Here is a 19,447-nt window from a genome sequence, read left to right as displayed (position 1 = left end):
GTTAGTGAACGTCTGCTTTCTCTAAATTGGCTCCTCTGACTGGGATCGCCTTTGCCAGTAACTGGCTAAAAAACAAGCTAAATCAGAAATCCTTTTCTGTCAAGACCACCAGAATGACCACCTTTCATTGAAGGTTTGCTAGAAGGAATAGTTGTGTTACTAAAGTAGGGAATATAATAACCTTGGTGACTATAGGCAAATGCTGTCCCTTGCTCTGCAACATCTTCAACGATTTCATGAATGAAAGTTACGGTGTGGGGGCTGCCCATTCTTTTGCATCTGCACGACTACCATAAACGCATCACGTTTGAAGTTTCATTAGCATCATAGAAAAGTTCAGTAAATTCACCGTTAACTTACTGTGTAATATATATTTTTTGCCATGCGCTGGCACTTCCAGTTTGTGGCGCGTTAGTTGCCAAGAGATTGGATTGTCCGTGGATTTGGGAGCAAGTTTTGCTATCCTCAAAAGTTGAGAAGATAAATGCGATTATTCGATAGAGAAGGTGCCATTCCGGATGGCCGTCTTGTATAATCATGTTTTTCCTAGGGAATGGATTTGTATTTGTACATACATTCTAAGAATGTGTTTGTGCTGAAAAAATATTAATGAAAATGAGATTTGCTAGAGAGATGGTTTTCTATAAAAAAGGGGGTGTGGTGTGAAAATTAAATATCCTAGTCTTTATGATATAACTAATAAGAGATCTGAAAACAATCAAAGATATTACTTTGCTGCTCTTAGAATTGAATATTTATTATTGATATTTAGTGCTGTTAATGCTTTTCTGGAGTATGACTACAAATATTACACTGCATTGTTTTTATTCACCATGCTAATGTTGATGGTAGCATTTAAACTTAAAAGTAAATTTGAAAGAGAGTGGTATAAATATAGAGCGGTAACTGAGTCAATTAAAACTATCTCGTGGAAGTTCTCCATGAAATCAGAACCTTTTAACGATAAAGATGAACCAAGGAATATATCACAGCTCGCATCTTATTTAGACGGTATCGTGGGTGGTAGTGAGTTTATATCTAAAAGTATCGACTCTGTATCAGTACTTGAAAGCACGGTTTCTGATGAGATGAAAAATATCAGAAAACTTAATCTTGATGATCGTCGAGATGTATATGTTAAATATAGAATAGATGATCAGCGTGACTGGTATATAGGCAAGGCACAATCTAATAAAAACTTAAGTTTATACTGGGGAGTGGTCGTTTTTTGTATTTATCTTCTTGCTTTTTTATGTTCTCTCTATAATGCTTTTTTGACACAAAATACTGAGAGTTTAATACCAATAAGTGTAGTAACAACGATAGCATCGGCTCTCGTTGGCTGGGTCCAGGTTAAAAGATATAGTGAACTCTCTGCATCATATTTTTTAACTGCACATGAGATTGGTATAATTAAAGAACAATCATCATATATTTCTGGAGAAAATGATTTCTCTGAATTTGTAAGAGACGCTGAAACAGCATTTTCTAGGGAGCATACGCAATGGCTCGCTAGAAGAGTAGCAAATAGGCAAGCCCCAATAAAACATTAGCCAAGTAATTAATTGTTAATTATTATTCTCTGATGATTAGTCAATTAATGAGTTAAAGATGAGGTTGTGACAAGGTTAATGGTATATTTTACCCCCCTTGTTTTGGGGGGTATAAAATAAATGATGCGTTAATAATTCATTCCATTTTAAATGGAGTTGTTTCTAATCGCGGAAATTATACTTTCTGTATTCCATCTGACAACCTCAATAGCCCTAGATGAAACAGTTGCTGATATCCTCAACGCTCCTCGAGGAACAACTCCAATAATAGGTATGTTATTGTCAAATGCTGTTTGTAATTCCCATTCCATCCAGTCGCTATGGGATGCATACATACCAGCAAGGCCTATAATTATATTTGATTCTAAAATTTTCTTTTTAAGAACCGTTTTTATATAGGGTGCACTGATAGAATATATCGGTTTATCTCGACTAACTTCTGAATACTCAGCTTTAAAGTATGCACGGGCATCGATAAGTCTTCTTAAATCTTCTAGTTCGCTATGATATGACCAAGCATGACTAATGAATACGTTATATTCCTTCGACATTTTATGACCTATGTGTACTGTGGATTTTTCACTTATACTACTACATACAATAAAATATTGGCTATATTAACATTAATCTTATTGCTAATGAATTATTTTTCTAGAGATAGCATGTAACCTTATGTATTTTATGTGAATTTATTTGTTTATCATTAATCCTGGCCAAAATGCTTGATTAATTACCAAGCTAACTGTCTGAGTCGAGTTTCTTTTTACACCATCCATTAGTGCCTTGTTGTAGCTGAAGTCATAAATGAACTTAGGTTCATCTGAATTAATTCGAATACCTAAAAACCCATACCAAAGTAGCAAGTCTAATACACGAGCAGCACCATCATGCTCAATACCTGATTGCTTTAGTTTATTCATTACTTCTATTTCTGACAATTCACTTTCGCAGGCGATAAAAGCGTACAATGCACCGTCGGTTTCAGAAGAAATATCACGAAGTTCGTAGCCAATATCACGTAAAAGATCTGCAGAATAAGCATTTATACCTTTTTCTATATCACTTGCTTCTATAATTTCATGATTTAGATTGATAGCGAAGCTTTTACAATGGTTAATAAGATTGAGTAAAAAACGCGGCCTCATTAAAGAACGTTCAATCAGAAATTGAGAAGTTTCTTCGCCCATATAATGGCTAACAAAAAGTCGTAGCCACGCAGATTTGAAGTCCATATCTTCATCTAGTCCATTTGATACAATTCGCAAGCGAATAAGTTCACGTAGCAAATCGCCATCAGTCCAATCAAGAATGACGCTAGCTTCTTTGCCTCGATCAGATGTCTCCCTTACCAGTAGTTCGTAGACATCATTGCGCAGAAATACCACCGACCGAATTTTGAGATCTGGACTACTAAACTGACGTTCAATCTTTCGAGTAGCATCTATTAAGGCCCTAATCATTAATAAGTCTTCATGCTTCAATCCTGAGGTAGGCCAACCATTGTCAATGTTATCGAATAACAGCCATAAAATCTGTTTGTTATTTAAGTAGCGTCCCAGCATTTGTTTCAGGTTTTTAACATCGTGTTTATATAGAAGCTCAGTGACTTGGGATGAACTTAGGTTAACACTTTCTTCTGAACCATATTTTGATTGGTATTCAGAGTAAATTTTTTCCATCAGCATTGACATGCGTTCAGAAAAATCACCCTCATAATCATAACCTTCAACATAATATAAATCGGATAGCTCACGATAGCCTTCGTATAGAAGGTGATCATGAATATGGCGTTGTCTATCTTTTTCCAAGATTTTGTAACATATCTCTAAGAGAAGCACGTATTCCCAAAATGCCGTAATTGTATGCTGATACGTACCTTCAGCTAAAAACTGAAGGATTCTTTCTTTAAATTTTATAAGTTTGTAACCATCTGGCTTCAGATCTAAAACAATATTTTTGTTACGGTTCTTGTCGCGTTCTGCATCCCTAATTTGAAGGAAAATTGCCGACTTGCCGGAACCTTTACGTCCCACAACCAAATGAGCTTCACCCCGTAGGGACTTAAGAAACTGATCCGTTTCTAAATAATAGCGCTCAAGATCGCGCATTTCATTTTCAGCGGAAGTAGCACCGAGATTAACCTTTTTTATAAAGGAACGCTCGACCTTCGTATCGGATGCTTCGAGTTGCTGAAATGCTTGAGTAACCTTTGAGGCGAACACTTCTATTGCACGATTGACGTCATCGGGGTGGTAAGTCGCTTCTACAAAATCACGATAATCAATGGGGACTGGTTCATCACCAGACTGCAAAATGCTGAGCGCTTTTCCCATGCCATCAGCCAAACCGGCAATGAAGGCTGCTCGCATGTTATGAATAGCAAAACCTGTAGAATTCGAGGATAAAAGGGGAACAACAACTCCGTATGATTTTGCTACTTGCGTAATTGCATCATGTGCAGACAGACGGGGAGACTCGTTCGGATCGAAGTTACGATACGTGAAACCAGCCTTTTTAATCCTAGAGATTATTCGCGTTGACCAGTCGGTCTTGTATGGCGTATCGAGGAGATACACTGGAGCCTTAATGTTTAGCACTGCTGATGTATCAATAGCTTTCAAGACAGAAGCATTTGTTAAAAATGCGCTTAATTCAGAAGAGTTCTGATATTCCCGGTAACCTAAGGTATCGAAAATTCCCACATCAGAAATCTTCAGTCCTTGAGGTTGTAGGCTCTTATTTTTGACAAGCAATACGCGCTTCGATTTACCTATCGCATAACCTATTTCATACGTGACATTGAAATTGAGCTCACTGATGTCGGCAATCAATAAGTCCGTTGCATCAATAGCCGTTAAGACTTCATCAGAAATAAAATGCCCGACAACATCTAGAGCCATCCACGTTGAGATGGCTATCCTGCCTATGATTTTATTGCTGTTATCTACAGCCCGTTCGATAGTTTGCCCAACTTCTACGGGACTTGATGCGTAAGCGAAAAAGCCGGATAAATCCTTCATGCTTGAGATCCTACTTATAAACACCATGCGTACACCCTAGATCTTAGAGTATCGAGGGTGCATACAATGGTAAAGAGACATTTGCTAACTCCGTGCTGGTATTGTGAAGCTATCATTGGTTGTTCTATTGGCTAGGTTTCTTCCGAGATTTTTTTGGATTCTTTGATTGGTTGAAAGTAAAATCTTTTAGTGACCTTAGAAGCATTAGCGGTGGTAGAATAGAATCATCGCTGATGATGCATTGTTGCGATGTTCAAATTTTTCTAACCATTTGATATGTTTTGTTTTTATTTCTATCTTCTTAAACTGATGCTTTCGTTTCCAAAAGGAATCGCTGAGATGCAAGTATGTTTTGTCGTGATGGGTTTTGGTAAAAAAACAGATTACGAAACTGGTCGTACTCTGGATCTAAATGCTACTTACGAAACGATTATCCAGCCTGCAGTTTTGAGTCGTGGTCTACGTTGTGTTAGAGCTGATGAGATTTCGCAGTCGGGTATTATCGATGTCCAAATGTACGAAATGCTGTTGCGCGCAGATTTAGTCATTGCGGACATCTCGACAGGCAACGTAAACGCGATTTATGAACTCGGTGTGCGGCATGCTTTAAGGCCCAATTCAACTATTATAATGAATGAAGATCAAGGTAAGCTTCACTTTGATCTTAACCATGTTAGTACCTTGAGATATGCTCATTTCGGTGAGGATATCATGGGGCGTGAGGCGATAAGAGCCATGAAGGCTTTAAGTGAACTGATAGAAAGGGCGATGGCTGATCGAATTATTGACAGCCCTGTCTATACATTTCTTCCAAATCTGCTTGCCCCAAGAATGTCAGACGATCAGTATGTTGAGATGGTCGATGAGGCTGAGGCTGCGCAAAAGAAACTTGCTCATCATATGTTTGAAGGCGAGAAGTTTCTAAGAAAAAGTCAACATGCTTTAGCAGTTGAGCATTTCAAAGCTGCACGCGAAATGAGGCCCGAAGAGCCTGATATCCTTCAAAAACTTGCTCTAAGTATATATAAATCGCAACTTCCTGATGAGATAGCTGCATTGCATGAAGGTTTAACAGTGTTAACTCCTCTCAAACCTGCACACTCAAATGATCCAGAAACTTTGGGCATTGCCGGGGCAATAAATAAGAGACTTTGGCTTTTACAGGGGGATCGTGCTGCACTTGACTTGGCTATAAGTTATTATGGGCGGGGATATGAAGTTCGGCGAGACTATTACAACGGTGAAAATTTCGCTTTGTGCTTTGAGTATCGTGCACATGAGCAATACGAAAAAGCTGAGAAAATATATGATTTTATGAGCGCTCACAAAATACGAAAGTCAATAATAAAATCATTGACTTTGATTGAATCGTCACCGGACTTTTTTGACAGGCCAGATAAACGATGGATATTTGCGACCTTAGCTAATTGTTATTTTGCATGCCAAAATATGGATGTCGGAAATGTATATGAGCAGAAGTTTATGGGTGCAGCAATGGCTCAATGGGAAATTGACACTTATTTAGCAGCTAAAAGTGAAGTTTTGTCTATCCAAAGTGAAAAATTAATAACTTTAGGAAACGTAGAAATGTGATTTTGACCACTAGTGCGGCTTAGCTTAAATGACATATATAAAAATGTTGGAATTTGTGTGTTTTTTATCAATCACAATGTTAAAAGTTGTGGATTTATTCCAATCAAGAAAAATTTCATCTTTTGAAATTTCTAGCCTGATTTTTTAACTATGAGATTTTAAAAATCGGATGTACTCTCTATGCTAATTTGTTATTGTTTTGGATGTGAGAGAGGTTTATACAAATCATCCAAGTTTGATTTTAACTATATGAAGTTACTCGATTAAAGAGATGAATGGTTTTCATGATTATGCTCATCAAATACTGTAAATGAATCTATGGAATTTCTCAATTCCATAGATTCATACTTAATTTTTTATTTAAGTTCAGTAGATAAATTAGACCACGGTATGATTTTTATATTATTATCAGAAATCCACCTGGGTAGAACACCATCAAAATGTGTACCAGGGTGTACTGCTATAACCTTTTTCCCGAGTTCAAGGCTTTTTTCTACTTCCCATTTAACCCAGTGACTTTGCACTACCGAATCGGAAACAAAAACAACTGTCACTGATGCGCGATTAATGCGTTCACTAATCTTGCGTTTAATATACTCTGCTTGTTCACTGTTATAAGGCTCTCGGACTGAGTGATCATTAAATTCAATATCATTATTTTCATTTTTAGCCTGGGCTCGGAGAAGATTAACTTCATTCATGTCTTCAGTCGCAAAACTGATGAATACATTTCTTCTACCCTCATTAAGTGCTTCTTTAGCTTTTTGTTCGAGGGCTCTCACATCTCCAAGCCTGCTCCATCCACCTGTGCTGCTACCGCCCATTATTCATATCCTCGAACTTAAATTCATTACAAGAGATGCAGTTTCCACAAGGTTTTTCATTACCCATATGACACGAGTACGTATTTGAAATCCCTTTTTCATCTGCTAACATAACCACATCTGATTTAGTAAAAACAGAAAGGGGGGCAAGTACTTTAATTTTTCTGCCCATGCATAATGAAATCATTATTTCCGCCCTAGCAAGAAACTCTGACGTCTGATCTGGAAAGAGGCTTGTGCTTTCATGGAGTAGACCAATAGAAATAGCATCTGCATTTTTCTGATAAGCATAGGCAGCAGCTGTTAGTAAAAAAAGCAGGTTTCGCCCCGGAGTGAAGGCATCATTAATTACATGCAATGATTTGTCGGTGAGGCCAGAGTGTATTAGTTGGCCAAAGCCAGCTAAATTTGCTATTTCTGGTTCAGGCAGTCCCAATGTACTCATCGATAACTTGCACGCTGCAAGTTCCCTATCCCGAGCTCGTTGTCCATAGTCGATAAAGAGGGGGAAAATTTGCAGCCCTTCTTCCTGCGCCAATTTAGCGACCAGTGTCGAGTCAAGTCCGCCAGAAACGAGAGTAACGATGCTCATGCTAACTCCTTCTGATAATTTCTTTTCGCAACTCGCATTACAATCCAAATTGCCCAATCGAGCAGCCCGACTTGACAGTTCATTTGCTCTGCATGGTCACGTAGCTTATTTTCGTATTGGCCATATTTATTTAAACCTGAAATAGATGATTGACTGCCTGAGTAAATACCAAGCGCAGACATATAATCTAATACATGACGATCCAAAATGGCCAAGTCATAAGTTGCTCCACAATTGCGAAGAAACATGCTTGCTTGCTTTGGCCCTATACCATGAGCGTTAGCCACCAGCCATGCGCGTACGTAATATACATCGCAGCTAACCAATGAGTTTAGTGATTTCCCCGTTTGGGCAACTGCTGTGTGTGTTGCAGCTAGTTGTTCAGCTTTAGCTTTAGGAAATCGATAACTCCGTTTTTTTCCCTCAACCTCCAATGGTCTCTTAAGAACTGCATACAAAAGAGTTATCAATTCGTCACGGTTTTCGTAAGAGTTGTGAAGCAACTGCTCTTTGTCAATGATATCAGCTGCAGCGACAGCAAGAGGGTAAGGCACTTGGCTGCTGAGTATGCAGCATGAGAGTTCCCACCATAAATAGCGTTCATCAGATACCAACCCGCACTCAATTCGAGTATCTAGATCTGCACATAAGGCTTTTACGGCTCGAGATAAAGCCTCCGGTGTGTAATTATTCATGGAAAAACCTCAGGAAAAAGCTTTCTTAACTCATTGCTGAACAATCTTGTTACTCCCGTCGCGAAGGGTTCAGCATCTTTTGTCGATATCATACTACGCATAAGCTGACCAAATTCTGCGTAGTATTCCAAATTGTAGAATGCTACTTGCCCTGCATATCCAATAGTTGTTTGAGCATCGACCATGTCAAGAAAAGGCGTTCGTTCTCCACTATTTTTGAAAAAATCGAAATGTTGGAAGTGATGTAGCCGCCCCCGCCGAGGATCAATTGCAAAACGACACCACTCTAAACCATCGAATGTATCTGCACCAGCAGCAACAAGAACTGCAATGCTCCATGGATTTCCGGTACCTAACAGATGAACAGGTTGATAATATGGGAGCTCATCTAGGGATTTTCTTATTTTTTTCATTGTACTAGCCCGGGCAGCAAGTCCAGCGCCAAGTTCTCTTTCTGGTATAGCTATAACTTGAGGGTTTAGTCGCTCAGAAATACCTTTTACGATCACAGGTAATCTAGAAAGCCCAGCATCATCCTGTGAAACATGAACGATGGGTAGCATTGGTGCAGTTGTGAATTTGGAATCCCTTTTAACAGCCTTCACTATCTGCTCTATGGCTTTTTCTGGTTCGGGGTTCGGTTTTGCCACATCAAAACAAAATGCCCAATCGTGGGGTGTATCCATCAGTGCTTGTCTGTAGTGAATGGGTTTCCATTCTTTATCCTGCAATCGACGTGCTTCGTAGTTTCCAGAATCAATCAGAACGAAGCCACCTGCTTTGCGGTATGCTTTAATTTTGCTAAGCATTTCTCTTTTGTCATGGGATTTCACTAAATCATAGGCTGACACAAGGATTGATGATGTTTTATGTACTCTGAGCACTTCTAATGCATCAGAAGGTGAGAACTGAGTCTCATGAGATGAAACAGACATAAATATGTTAGGAATAAGTAAGTTACTACCTGAGGTTGCCTGCAGCCTACTAGGGGCCTTACGAGGCAATACAACTCGTGCAATTTTTCTTTGCAGTTGTAGGAAACCTGGATGAGATGCATCGCCATCCCAGTCGCGAAGGTCAATACTCGTTAAACTTCCAAAAGGATAGGGAGGATCACTTTGATCTATTGTTAACCCGATAATATTTTGAGTATGTTTTTGAGCCACTCTTAGTTCGTCGGTGACGGTCGCTTTGCGCGAAAAGTCTGAAAACAACGCCAAAACACATTTCGTCTCGGCAAGGTTTTTTTCAATAGCAGGTCTCCATTCACCAACAATATTGTCATCCCACCATACATCCCATTGTTGAGAAAGGAGTTCATGCAACCGCTGGGTTATATTAATATTCTCATGTGGATAAATTATATACACATCTGACATAAGTCAACAAAGCCTCAGATAATTTCATTTCGTTATACAACCTAATTCGCAATAATTATTAATTACATTTTTTATTGTGGAGTTGACGCTTGATAAGCATCAATTGACCAGGCGGTTAGGTACATTGCTGTAGTGAAATCATTTGTAATTAACGCGCTTTTAATCTCTGTCGTATTTGTAGTAATCCGTTCACGTAGCACGACGACAGGAATATCTTCTGCTATAGCATTGTTAATGCGATTCTTGGCGTCGATATTTAACCCATCATCTACAACCAGCACAGCATCAGCCACTATGTCCAAAGTGGAGAATGATAGTTCAGGGCAGTACACTTCCATCCCGAGCTCACTCAATGCTAAACGAGCTTCCTCAAGTACATATCGTTGACCTAATGAATCAACGGCTCCTTCTAAGCAAATTTTTGCCTGTGGAATATAGGTTACTGGCGACAATTTTGGCATTAATGTTTGGCTAAAAGTTAACTGGCGGCTGTCACAATATAGAGCGACCGACCTCGAAGCCAAATCAGCAGATTTTTCGGCTGAACAACCTCGGTAGGCCCAATGAAATGCAAATATGGCGCTAAATACATCTCCTGTACCGATCTTGAATACTTTCGAAGAGCGATATGCTGGTATATAAGTAATTTTCCCCGTTCTCTCATACACGGTTGCACCCTTTATTCCAGCTTTAACAACCACAGAATAAGCATTTTGCATCTTTATTAGCTGAGATACTGCTTCTTCTTGCTGTGCAATACCCGTTGCATGCTGTAACTCTAATTCATTTAGGACGATAGAAAGCTCATTAGCTTTAGAACCGTTATCGTAAAAGGCTTGGGGATTACGCCATGTCTGAGGGTCGTAAACAGCCCTATTAGCATGAACGACAGCATCTCCCTCCAAAAATCCGAAGCGTAACACTGCTTCTCCAGTCACATGGATTGGCCTTTGGCGTTCAATTTTTTTGATGGATGGTTCAATGTGAGGAACCGAAAGCGGATGGAAATAGGCAAAGGCAATAGATGTAGGTCGAAAATTTGTAGTTATACGGATACCTTGGCTTTTTAGTTGCGAAATAGCGCTTTCATCGGATGCAGATGCATAGGTATGTAACTCTGAATCTGAGCAAAGTGAAGCTATAGCCATAGCCGCACGGCCACCAGACCCGAAGGTCATATCCCAGAAGGGACTCTCACAGAGTTCACGATAAAGACCGCCAGCTATTTGCATCACCTGACTCCAATTTGAGGGAGCGAATAACAACAATAACCGTAAGAAAATTAATTAATTGTTGTCATTACTTTTTGAACGACTAGAAACCAATTGTAAATCTATATTACTGAGAATATAAAAAAAACCAATACTTTTATGATGCTTCTTTAAACAAAAAAGTGATTCAACAGAACACTTGAGATGGATGGTCTCTATGTTTCCGGATCTCGGATCGTATACATCCCATCCTCAAAATAATAAGCCGAATTATCAACACCATGAAGCAAGCTGCGTTACAACACTGGTAGAAGGCAGCAGGTCCTCTCCTACGTGCTTTCCCTTTTCATATCTGCTTCCGTTAAATCGTTTCCCAACACAACCCGTCCCGCAAGGGTAAATGGCACGCATTCTGCGCCCTTGCGTGCAGGAACGATGCCGGGAAAGCGAACCGTCAGGCGATACGAAGACGAAAATCACACCACTGACGGAGAAAAACCATGACTATTTCCCTGCATACCCAAACTAGCGCCCCTAACACCGCAACGGCGACCAGCGTATCCCCGCTGGAGCAGTCAGGCTCCTCAAAAACGAAATTTTCTCAAACCAGAACAGATTTTTATCAGACCGTCACCGATAACATCATTGCAGCGCTTGAAGCCGGTGTAAAACCGTGGTCTTGCCCATGGCAGCGCGTACCGGGCATGTCAGGATTACCTTCAAATTATGCGACTGGTGCTGCTTACAGCGGGATGAATATCATGTTGTTGTGGAGCAGTGCGTCAGAACAGGGATTCAAGGATTCACGCTGGATGACTTACAAACAGGCGCAAGCGGAAGGCGGGCAGGTGCGTAAAGGGGAACACGGCACTACCGCCATTTTCTATACCACACTGGAAAAGGAAAATGACGACGGAGAAACTGACTATATCCCGATGCTGAAGACGTTCACCGTGTTTAATGTTGAGCAAATTGATGGTTTGCCTCTGAGGGACGAAGCAGTTTTCCCGACAGAGAACTTTGAGCCGTTACCGCAGGCAGAAGCGCTTTTCCGTAACAGTGGTGTAACCATCATTGAGAAGGGGCAGAACGCCTTTTTCATCCCGTCAACCGATGAAATTCGCTTACCGGAACGATATCTTTTTGCCGATGCTGCCAATTTTTACGCCACCGGTCTGCATGAACTGGTGCACTGGAGTGGTGGTAAAAGCCGTCTGAATCGAGAAATGAAAGGGAAGTTTGGCAGTGAGGATTATGCTTTTGAGGAGTTGATCGCCGAGCTTGGAAGCGCGTTCCTGATGGCGGACCTGGGGATTGTCGGAGAGGTTCAGCATGAAAGTTATATTGCTTCCTGGCTGAAAGCACTGAAGAACGACAAACGCTATATTTTCAAGGCCGCCAGCGCGGCATCCAAAGCGCATCGTTATTTGATGGATAAAATCTGAGCAGGAAGGAGTCGCAACGGAATGCGGCTTTGCGTGTAGGGCCGCTTAAAACAGTAACGCTGTAGAGACACGAGTGAGGCGGAGCGCAGCCAGGCGAGCACCGAACAGTCATGTCTCTACAGTGGAATAAAGCAAGTCACACGGACAGGGCTGAATGGGCAGCTATTCTCGGTTACCAGCAACTGCCTGAAGCGCAAGTAGCCGCTGTTCCAGGCTATCCAGTCTTTCTTCGAGATCATGGCTCTGTTGCTCAATATCTTCCAGCGTTTCTGACAGAACATCACGTAGCAGCACAAAATTAGCATGTAGGGCATACACAAAATCGTGGCCGCGAACCAGTAATGCTTCGCGCGGTAAGTCGTGCAATGCGGAATGCGTCATCCACGTGACCAGCGCTTTGGCGCTCATTTCAGTCAGTACGTCAGCAAGTCGGTCAGTTTCTCTGTTCATTCTGGAGTCCTGTCTGTTCTGATGTTGTGTGAGTATTTCGAGAGGTATTATTTCAGGTCGTTGCGCTGCTGGTTGGGTGGGTTGGAACTGTAAGTGATAGAGAAGAACTATATGCCGTGGTCTACATCGAGCCGTTGCAGCTCGTCGAGCGTGTAGATGCGGAATACATTCCGGTGGCGGGGTTCCAGCGGAATGTGTTGATGGTTAACGATCACGTGCCTGATACTCTCAAACAGCCGTTCAAGACCGCGCTTTTTCTGCGGGTCCGGCACGATATAAAAAACGTAAATCCAGTCTTTACGGGTTCGGGCAAGCAAATGACTGGCGATGATCGACTGATAACGGGCTTTGGTTTTCAGACGGCGCTCGGTCTCAATGGCGATCACGGTGCCACCGGGCAGCGTAATCAGTCCGTCCGGGCGATGGCTGGTCTGATAACGACTGAGGAAGGTTGTGCGATCGCCGTTTATCCATCCGGATGCGCCTTTTTGCTCAAGAATGATACGGGCGGTCTGATTATCAAGGTGGTGCTCCAGCGTCCAGCCGGTAATTTTTGACGGCTCAAACCGTGCCGGAAAAAGTGTATCGTCGGGGGTTAACACTACGGCCAGTCCGTCACTGGTTATGCCCCACAATGAAATTTTCATCGTGCGCGATACCAGGACATGTTTTTGTATTAAGCCCATACCCTCGACTTTTGAAAGAAGGGAATATAGCGATTTATGGTCTCTGAAGCCGAACAGCAGCATCAGCGTTTTAAAGTCACTGTACGTTTCTTCTTTCAGGAAATTCAGCAGTCGTTGTATTTTTTCGCGGTGCCGCGTCTGGCGTTCGCGGTATGCGGTGATAAGCATCATTCCCCCCTTTTAAAAATCCAGCAATGGCGGGTTTTCCTCTTTATCGGCATTCGGTGTTGTTGTGTCTTTTTCGTCCGTATCAAAAAAAAGATCGGGCCGCGTTGTGGTGATATCCGGCGTTGATGCCGGTCCGGGGGCGATTTCCTCCTCGCTAAAATCCAGGGTGATGTTTACCGTTGTGGCGGTGGCGGCAATCGCGGGCGACACGGCACAGATCTCCAGTTCGCGTTTTTTCACCCTGATGGGCGAAATCAGAGAAGCAGAGGGGAGAGTTTTTGTCGTGAAGATGAAGCTGACAAAATCGGGTAGGTTCAGGATCATATTGCTGTCGGTAAAGAAACGCTCGGCCTGCCTGATGGTGCGTTCACTGTCGATAGTCTCTGTCAGCACGGCGTCGGTTTTCGCTTTGCGGACCTCATCATCGACTAATATAGTACCGGACATTCTGGCCACCCATTCAGCGGTGTCCGGATCCATGACACGATAAACCAGTTTGAATTTGGCGTTCTCAACGACAGCGCCGACAACGGCGTCACCTTTCAAATCTGCCGGGCAGTCTTTTAAATCGGCAATAGACTGATGGTCCATAATAATATGCACGCCTTTATCGCGCGCCGCGCCTAAGCCTTCCAGCGCGGGCCTGGATAAATGGTATTTCAGTTCGGAAAGATAAATAGCAATGGGGCGGGGCACGTATTTCACCCGCTCGCGCCTTTCTGCCAGCTGGTACAGGCGAACCAGCAGCATACGCTGAGCGGTAATGATTTTGCTGTTGCGCATTGAGCCAATCACATAACAGCAACCGCCTTCCTCAAATATCTTATTAAGCGAAAATCCGGTGGGGGCATTAATGGCATTGAGCAAGGCCAGCTCTTCAATCTTTCCGAAAAAGGCTTTTATCTTATCTGCAATACCCTGAACGTAGTCACCGTTATACACATCTCGAATGGTTGAGGCAGTATTATGGGTGACAAACTGCGCGGCTATTCGGGCCGCTTTCCGGTCATCAATGCGATAAAAGTCAGATTCCTGACCTTTCTCTGCGAGACTGAAACCAGCAACAAAAAGTTCTTCCAGTTCATCGGCGGTGATTTCTTCAATCAGGTTTAACTGGTATTGGGGTTTTCGCAGGTCAATCAGGGCAAAAGGTTTACCGGCATCCTCGCAGGCTTTCCGGTAAAGGTGGGGTGCCCATTCATCATCCTTGGGGTCCATCACAAATACGCCTTCACCAGCCAGAATGCTTTGATATAGTAATATTCCGGTGGCAACACCCTTACCGGCGCCGGTGGTGCCGATAATATCCGCGTGTTGTTTTTGCCAGTCTTTTAACGGCAAATACATCGGCTGAATATCTCGGTCAATGCCGATAAATAACCCTTTGTTCAGGTCGATATAATCCAGCGGGTCATAATGCAGCGTTTCCGGCAGCAGGGATTTCACCGTGCGCACATCGGTGCGTAATTCCCGTTCAAGCGTTGTTTTCCTCACGAGACGTTTCTTTATTTTATCTAATTCAGGTGTTAATACCCTGCGCAGCAGAATATGCAAAATAAAACCCGTTACGTTAAAGGTAATCAGCACCGGCCATGCCAGAACAGGAATGCTGGCGACTACCCGCCCTTGATAAAGCCACTGGAAAATCCAGATAAGTACCGGCCCCATCGTACCGGAAAGAAAACACAGCAGGGAAAAAGCAATAATCAGCTTTTGCCACAACGGGGCTTTTTGCCGTTCATCGCTTTTCATCGACGCGAAAAACGGCATCGTCAGCCCCGATAACAGCGCCAGCATCAGCTGATGCTGTTGCATAAAAGCCATGAAGCTCAGTGCGCCATTCACTATCGGCGAAAGTGAAACGGCCAGCTTATTCAAAATCACGATGCCTCCTTCGTCAGCAGTTCGCCCCATGACATCGCCCCATCAATTCGCCCCACCGTGTCGGGCGAAAAGGCGGGGCGAGCGTATGGGATAAAGAAGGTGGCCGCTATGCGGCCATGTGCAGGAAAGCATGCTTCCCTGCTCGAAACGGCCTGCGCCAGTACATGCGGGCTGGACGCCCTTATGTAATGTCACATGGGGGTAATGTCGCGGCTGGACGCCGCGCCAAAACCCCCAACGTCAACGGCGGCACACCGTCGCCCGCTACGCGCGACCACCCCCTTTGAGACGCCGTTTTTCGCCTATTTTTTCTTTTGTCCGTTCCGGCCAAGCGAAAAAATGGGAAAACGCCTTCAAAGAGGGTGGTCGCGTCACGCTACCGGCTTTTTGCCGGAGACTTAGCCGCGACGGTGTGCGGGGCTGCGCCCCCCAAATAAACCGCTATCGTGGGCGATAGCTTTTCGCTCGCTGGGGCGGCGAAATTTATTTGGCTCCCCCCGGCCAGCTCGGTTCACCTGGGGATGAACGCTCGCCGGTGGGTTCGGCGACGCAAATTAGCAATTTCTTTGAAATTGAATTTACTCGCCTCACGCCACGTTTAATCCCATGACTGAGCATGGAATTAAACGCCGAAAATCGTTGTCTGCGTGCATTGTTATTATTTTTAGCGGTTGATGTTTGTGAACCGCTGAAATTAACAATCTTATGGATTGAATTTCATCGGCAGGACTGACGAGTAATCAGCACATATCCGACAGGAATTGAGAGGTTTTCATTGCGATCGCTCCTTTTATCCGTTCGTGGCATTAGGTCAGCCGCTCATACGACCAAAGCGCGATAATATTTGACTGACGGCGGTCGGATCTGCGCTGGCGCACTGTGTGAGAAAATCCCGGCGCATAGTAAACGTCTTGTCCGGGTTGAAGTGATGGTGTTTTTTATTTCACGATGACTCCAGCTCGGCACTTCGCTGGACTGCGCCGTAGTTGGTTCCGCTCTCGCAGTTGCTGCCGCGCCGCTCTAAGCGCAACGCACGCAAGACCCCGCGTCTGTCCGTTCCCGAACTGGCCGCGAGCATCGCCCTGCTGCAAAACTTTGTCGTCATCCTCGCCGCCGATGGCGAGCAATACGAAGTGGTGGCCAGCGGTCGCTACGCGATGCTCAATGACGGCATGGGCTTCTCGCTAGTGCCGTGGAAGCCGGTGATCGAACAGCGGCTGGGCCAACAGCTCGCCGCCACGGTGCGCGGCCGCGAGGTGTCGTGAGGAATTGGACGGCCACAAGGCATAGCCATTTCCTGACCGTTTACCCCTTTGTTACTACATATGTATCCAGCGATAGCAAGCTGATGCCAACCGGATCACTCCCGCTTCCCTCGCTTTTTTGAAGCGTTCCCCGAGCACGGGGCTGCCGTTCCCGCAAGCCCTACAGCCGTGGCTTGAAGCAGATGACGGAGACGAGGGCCGAAGTCGAGTGCAACATGCCCCCATTCCGGTACTTGTTCGTATAGCCGGGCGAGCGTCGGCGTCGGATGTGATACCTGCCAGAAGCCGGCAGCCAGCATGATCGTCGTCGCCAGCAAATTCTGTATCTGTTCGGTGGTCATGCTGCTGGCCTGAACTAGCGCGGCCACGATGTCGTCATGGGCGGCGAACGCTTTAGTCTTGTAGCGGCGAGCGCGCTCCATGTCAACGCTACCCTCCAGACTCAGCGTCACATGGGTTAAGAGGTCGCAGAAGACCGGGAGAGAAGTGATGGTATCGGCAACGACTTCTGCAACGTCCTTCGGCTCCAGGCCCGTCTGATCACCCAGCCCGGCTCTGATCGCATCGCGCCACTGGTACCAGCCACGCTCCGCCAGTTCGAGGAACAGTTCCTCTTTGTTGGCGTAATAGCGCCGCACGCCCGTTCGGTGCAAGCCCGCATGCTCGGTAACCGCCGTGACCGTCACGAAGCGCACACCTCCCAGTTCCTGGGCAAGGGACTCGGCTGCGTCGAGCAAATCCTCGGAACGCTGCTGCTTATCTTCGACTGAACGGGCTCTCTCTCTCATGCCTCGATGTTAACGCATCCTAACGTGCGTTACACGAGGAATCGTGCTATCGTCCACTTAACGCATCACAATGTGCGTTAAAAATTGGCGCACGCTCCCACAAACCGTCTCGCAAAGGAAAGTCCTATGAAGGCCGTTCAAACTACCCGGTTCGGAGACCCAACCGTCCTCGTCGTTACGCAGTTGCCCGATCCGACACCCGGTCCAGGTGAAATCGCCATCGACGTCACTCATGCTGCGGTTGGGCTTGTCGATGTCTTCTTCCGTCAAGGGCACTTCAAAGACGTACCGGGAATGGCTCAGCCACCCTTCATTCCGGGTCTTGAAGTGGCAGGTACGGTGCGTGCGCTTGGCGAGGGCGTCACCGGCTTCACGGTTGGCGAACAAGTCGTTTCGATGTCAGCGGGTACTGGCATCGGCGGCTATGCCTCCGTATACATCGCCCCGGTGCGCGGCGTCGTGTCGATCGAAGGCACCGGCATAGATCCGGCTCTCGCTGTCGCGGTCATACCCAACGCGGCGATGGCGCATGTTGCCCTGACTCAAGTTGCGCATCTATCCAAAGGCGAGAGCGTGCTCATTCATGGCGCGCTCGGTGGCTTTTCCGCTGCATTTCCGGGGATTGCCAGGCAGCTCGGTGCGTCTCGTGTGGTGGGTACGGTACGCCCAAGCAAGCTGGATGCCGCAGCGGACACGAAGCTACCCTATGACCGGATCGTCGATTCCAACGAATTGCCAGGAATTCTCGGTGACGAGAAGTTCGACATCATCATCGACCCTGTCGGTGGCGCAGTCCGCAGCCACAGCTTCGCGTTGATGAAGCCAGGTAGTCGGCTCATCGTCGTTGGGAATGCCAGCGGTGATTGGGAACACCATGTAAAGACCAACGACCTCTGGCTGGCCAGTTCGACCGTGTCCGGATTCAATGCAGGCGCCTACCTACCCACGCATCCAGATGTGATCCGTCCCGCGCTTGAAGCCGCGTTGAAGATGGTTGTTTCGGGGCTGGGCGAGACAGCGATCGACGTGCTTCCGTTCGAAAAGGCCGCTACTGCGCACGAACGGATGGAAAGCCGTTCGCTCAATGGCCGCATCGTCCTCACGCCGTAAGCCGCATCTCCGTTCTAAGTGCAGAACGAATCCGAATGGCGAGCAAGAGATATGAAAATTCGGAAACTTCGCTGCGTTATAGCGGTAGCCAAAGAACCAGCCCTGCCGCGGTACCGGCCTCGCCATGGAACGGGCGTGCAAAAGGCCGGCGACTCAATCTTGCTAGTTCATATCTCGGCTTTCAAATTTGCGAAAGTCTCTTCCAGTAATTTAGCTACCGGTCGCTTGCCACTTTGCTTACCCCAGGCTTCAAGGGCAAGGCGCATGGCACCAATGGAAACCATCGCAACGATGCGTAGGGAGGAACGACGTTCTGGTTGCCGCCACACTTCGCACAAGGTGTCGTAAAGCGATTCTTCCTGCATTGCATAAGCGGCCTGTTTTCGTGCCATGAGTGCTTCGCTCGCACGCATCACCCGGTCGATGGCAATCATTTTGCTGGATTCGTACTGGGATACGTGATTGACCATCGTCTTGCGCACCGCATCCAATGGGGCTTCATCTGGTGACACTTTGAGTAGCTCCGCTCTCATTGCATCCCATACCCCTGCCTGCCAGGCAATGACGATGTCTTCCTTGGATTTGAAGTAGGAAAAGAAGGTACGCCGGGAGATCCCGGCTTCCTCAGCGATGGCGTCGAGCGTTGTGCCGTCATACCCGTTAGCCAAAAAAAGCTTCAATCCGGTTTCGATGATGCGCAGCCGCGTTTCGCGCTGCTTTCGTTCGCGCAGGCCTTCCTTAGGGGGACGGCCAATGAATTCCGACGTCACGTAATTTTCCTCTT

Annotated in this window: 17 protein-coding genes; 5 read left to right on the top strand and 12 right to left on the bottom strand. The window is 45.3% G+C overall.

Features of this window, described 5'->3' with window-relative positions; translation table 11 throughout:
* The first annotated feature begins 662 nt into the window (after nt 1–662).
* Complete coding sequence (locus DDT52_RS14675) at nt 663–1,553, top strand: DUF4231 domain-containing protein (protein WP_112216937.1); 891 nt, start codon at nt 663–665, stop codon at nt 1,551–1,553.
* A 146-nt stretch (nt 1,554–1,699) separates the two neighbouring features.
* On the opposite strand, the gene DDT52_RS14670 is transcribed toward DDT52_RS14675, so the two are convergent.
* Entirely contained in the window at nt 1,700–2,104 is a 405-nt protein-coding gene (locus DDT52_RS14670) for a TIR domain-containing protein (protein ID WP_136157002.1), read from the bottom strand.
* 138 nt (nt 2,105–2,242) lie between these two features.
* Nucleotides 2,243–4,573 (bottom strand): P-loop ATPase, Sll1717 family, encoded by a 2,331-nt coding sequence (locus DDT52_RS14665; RefSeq protein WP_112216948.1) that lies wholly within the window; start codon nt 4,571–4,573, stop codon nt 2,243–2,245.
* 339 nt (nt 4,574–4,912) lie between these two features.
* Between DDT52_RS14665 and DDT52_RS14660 the strand changes: the two genes are divergently transcribed.
* On the top strand, nt 4,913–6,166 hold the full coding sequence (locus tag DDT52_RS14660; protein WP_136157001.1) for a tetratricopeptide repeat-containing protein: 1,254 nt from the start codon (nt 4,913–4,915) through the stop codon (nt 6,164–6,166).
* A gap of 356 nt (nt 6,167–6,522) precedes the next feature.
* On the opposite strand, the gene DDT52_RS14655 is transcribed toward DDT52_RS14660, so the two are convergent.
* From DDT52_RS14655 to DDT52_RS14635, 5 genes are all read right to left on the bottom strand, one after another.
* Nucleotides 6,523–6,990, bottom strand: coding sequence for a TIR domain-containing protein (locus DDT52_RS14655; RefSeq protein ID WP_112216934.1), 468 nt, complete (start codon nt 6,988–6,990; stop codon nt 6,523–6,525).
* Nucleotides 6,980–7,582, bottom strand: a complete 603-nt coding sequence (locus DDT52_RS14650) for a 7-cyano-7-deazaguanine synthase (RefSeq protein ID WP_136157000.1) — start codon at nt 7,580–7,582, stop codon at nt 6,980–6,982. Before DDT52_RS14650 ends, DDT52_RS14655 begins: the two co-directional genes overlap by 11 nt.
* On the bottom strand, nt 7,579–8,277 hold the full coding sequence (locus DDT52_RS14645) for an 8-oxoguanine DNA glycosylase (RefSeq protein WP_136156999.1): 699 nt from the start codon (nt 8,275–8,277) through the stop codon (nt 7,579–7,581). Before DDT52_RS14645 ends, DDT52_RS14650 begins: the two co-directional genes overlap by 4 nt.
* Nucleotides 8,274–9,656 carry a toll/interleukin-1 receptor domain-containing protein gene (locus DDT52_RS14640; protein WP_136156998.1) on the bottom strand — a complete coding sequence of 461 codons (1,383 nt, stop codon included), beginning with the start codon at nt 9,654–9,656 and terminating at the stop codon, nt 8,274–8,276. Before DDT52_RS14640 ends, DDT52_RS14645 begins: the two co-directional genes overlap by 4 nt.
* A gap of 71 nt (nt 9,657–9,727) precedes the next feature.
* A complete protein-coding gene (locus DDT52_RS14635; RefSeq protein ID WP_112216932.1) occupies nt 9,728–10,888 on the bottom strand; it encodes a carbohydrate kinase family protein in 1,161 nt (386 codons plus the stop codon).
* A gap of 479 nt (nt 10,889–11,367) precedes the next feature.
* On the opposite strand from DDT52_RS14635, the gene DDT52_RS14630 reads away from it, so the two are divergent.
* A complete protein-coding gene (locus DDT52_RS14630) occupies nt 11,368–12,312 on the top strand; it encodes an ArdC family protein (protein ID WP_136156997.1) in 945 nt (314 codons plus the stop codon).
* A gap of 162 nt (nt 12,313–12,474) precedes the next feature.
* Here the strand turns inward: DDT52_RS14630 and DDT52_RS14625 are convergent, their stop codons facing one another.
* The 3 genes from DDT52_RS14625 to DDT52_RS14615 all read right to left on the bottom strand — a co-directional run bounded on the left by DDT52_RS14625 (nt 12,475) and on the right by DDT52_RS14615 (nt 15,500).
* A complete protein-coding gene (locus DDT52_RS14625) occupies nt 12,475–12,762 on the bottom strand; it encodes a hypothetical protein (RefSeq protein ID WP_136156996.1) in 288 nt (95 codons plus the stop codon).
* A 107-nt stretch (nt 12,763–12,869) separates the two neighbouring features.
* Nucleotides 12,870–13,616 carry a MobC family replication-relaxation protein gene (gene mobC, locus DDT52_RS14620; RefSeq protein ID WP_136156995.1) on the bottom strand — a complete coding sequence of 249 codons (747 nt, stop codon included), beginning with the start codon at nt 13,614–13,616 and terminating at the stop codon, nt 12,870–12,872.
* Between the two features lie 12 nt (nt 13,617–13,628).
* Complete coding sequence (locus DDT52_RS14615; protein WP_136156994.1) at nt 13,629–15,500, bottom strand: type IV secretory system conjugative DNA transfer family protein; 1,872 nt, start codon at nt 15,498–15,500, stop codon at nt 13,629–13,631.
* A gap of 986 nt (nt 15,501–16,486) precedes the next feature.
* On the opposite strand from DDT52_RS14615, the gene DDT52_RS21210 reads away from it, so the two are divergent.
* Nucleotides 16,487–16,765: a DUF3363 domain-containing protein gene (locus tag DDT52_RS21210; RefSeq protein WP_048638356.1), complete on the top strand. Its 279-nt coding sequence runs from the start codon at nt 16,487–16,489 to the stop codon at nt 16,763–16,765.
* A 95-nt stretch (nt 16,766–16,860) separates the two neighbouring features.
* On the opposite strand, the gene DDT52_RS14600 is transcribed toward DDT52_RS21210, so the two are convergent.
* Nucleotides 16,861–17,460, bottom strand: a complete 600-nt coding sequence (locus tag DDT52_RS14600; protein ID WP_231604180.1) for a hypothetical protein — start codon at nt 17,458–17,460, stop codon at nt 16,861–16,863.
* 219 nt (nt 17,461–17,679) lie between these two features.
* On the opposite strand from DDT52_RS14600, the gene DDT52_RS14595 reads away from it, so the two are divergent.
* Entirely contained in the window at nt 17,680–18,663 is a 984-nt protein-coding gene (locus tag DDT52_RS14595; protein WP_072065868.1) for a quinone oxidoreductase family protein, read from the top strand.
* 167 nt (nt 18,664–18,830) lie between these two features.
* On the opposite strand, the gene DDT52_RS14590 is transcribed toward DDT52_RS14595, so the two are convergent.
* Complete coding sequence (locus DDT52_RS14590; protein ID WP_121589577.1) at nt 18,831–19,433, bottom strand: TetR/AcrR family transcriptional regulator; 603 nt, start codon at nt 19,431–19,433, stop codon at nt 18,831–18,833.
* Nucleotides 19,434–19,447: the final 14 nt, after the last annotated feature.

The sequence above is a fragment of the Brenneria roseae subsp. roseae genome (assembly GCF_003115845.1).
Classification (GTDB): Bacteria; Pseudomonadota; Gammaproteobacteria; order Enterobacterales; family Enterobacteriaceae; genus Brenneria; species Brenneria roseae.
The sequence above is the reverse complement of the archived record's forward strand: the minus strand, read 5'-3'. Positions and strand labels throughout refer to the sequence as shown.